This is a genomic window from Planotetraspora thailandica (genome assembly GCF_016863335.1).
GTDB lineage: Bacteria > Actinomycetota > Actinomycetes > Streptosporangiales > Streptosporangiaceae > Planotetraspora > Planotetraspora thailandica.
On record NZ_BOOR01000116.1, the window covers coordinates 1 to 1391 of the forward strand.

Genomic DNA, 1391 nt, shown 5'->3' on the forward strand with positions numbered 1-1391 from the left:
GGGTCTGTCCATTGAACGGTGTAACTCGATCTTGATTGGTTCTATCGGGGGTTCGGGGACAGGCGGCCTTCGAAGGTGATGGCGAAGGCGTTCAGAGCAGCTTTCCACCGGGTGACCCATCGTTTGCGGCCCTTGCCGGTCGGGTCCAGGCTCATGATCGCCATGTAGACGCACTTGAGCGCAGCCTGCTCGTTCGGGAAGTGCCCGCGGGCCTTGACCGCCCGGCGGATGCGAGCGTTGACCGACTCAATCGCGTTGGTCGAGCAGATCACCCGTCGGATCTCGGCGTCGAAGTTGAGGAACGGCACGAACTCGGCCCAGGCGTCCTCCCACAACTTCACGATCGCCGGATACTTGCCGCCCCACACCTCGGCGAATTCCGTGAACCGCTCAAGCGCTGCGGCTTCGGTCGAGGCGGTGTAGACCGGCCGTAGCGCTTTGGCGATCGCGTCCCAGTGCTGGCGGGCGGCGTAACGAAACGAGGCGCGCAGCAGGTGCACAACGCAGGTTTGCACGACCGATCGGGGCCAGGCCTGCTCGATCGCCTGCGGCAGCCCTTTCAGCCCGTCACAGACGACCATCAGCACATCACCGACACCCCGGTTCTTGATCTCGGTGAGAACGTGCAGCCAGAACTTGGCGCCCTCACCGCCATCACCGGCCCACAACCCGAGGATGTCGCGCTCGCCGTCGACGGTGACCGCCAACGCCACGTAGATGGGCCGGTTCGCGACCTGACCGTCGCGAATCTTCACGTGGATCGCATCGATGAACACGACCGGGTAGACCGGGTCGAGCGGCCGGTTCTGCCACTCGACCATGCCCTCCACGACCTTGTCGGTGATCGTGGAAATGGTCTGCTTGGACACCTCGGCGCCGTAGACCTCGGCCAGGTGCGCCGAGATCTCCCCCGTGGTCAGCCCTTTGGCGGCCAGCGAGATGACCATCTCATCGACCCCGGACAGGCGCCGCTGCCGTTTGCGCACGATCTTCGGCTCGAAGCTGGCGTCCCGGTCCCGCGGCACGGCGATCTCCACCGGTCCCACGTCGGTGATGACCGTCTTGGTGCGGGTGCCGTTACGGGAATTGCCTGCACCTCGACCGGCCGGATCGTGCTTGTCGTAGCCGAGATGGTCGGTGATCTCGCCTTCCAGCGCCGACTCCAACACAAGTTTGGTCAGCCGGCCCAGCAGCCCGTTCTCACCGACCAACTCCAGCCCTTCGGCGCGGGCCTGGTCGACCAGCTTGGCCACCAGCTCCCGGTCCGACGCTTCATGCTCTTTCCGCGTCACCGCGGCGTCCTCCAGGTCCATCGCTTCGGATGCCTGGCTCAACGTACTCGTCACAGGTGTCTCCTTGATCAGGAGTTACACCGTTCGTCTTACAGTCCC

The 1391-nt window shown here is 64.7% G+C and carries 1 protein-coding gene; it reads right to left on the bottom strand.

Annotated features, from left to right (window positions below; genetic code table 11):
- Positions 1–41: 41 nt before the first annotated feature.
- Positions 42–1313: an IS256 family transposase gene (locus tag Pth03_RS41090; protein WP_203949947.1), complete on the bottom strand. Its 1272-nt coding sequence runs from the start codon at positions 1311–1313 to the stop codon at positions 42–44.
- Positions 1314–1391 lie beyond the last annotated feature (78 nt).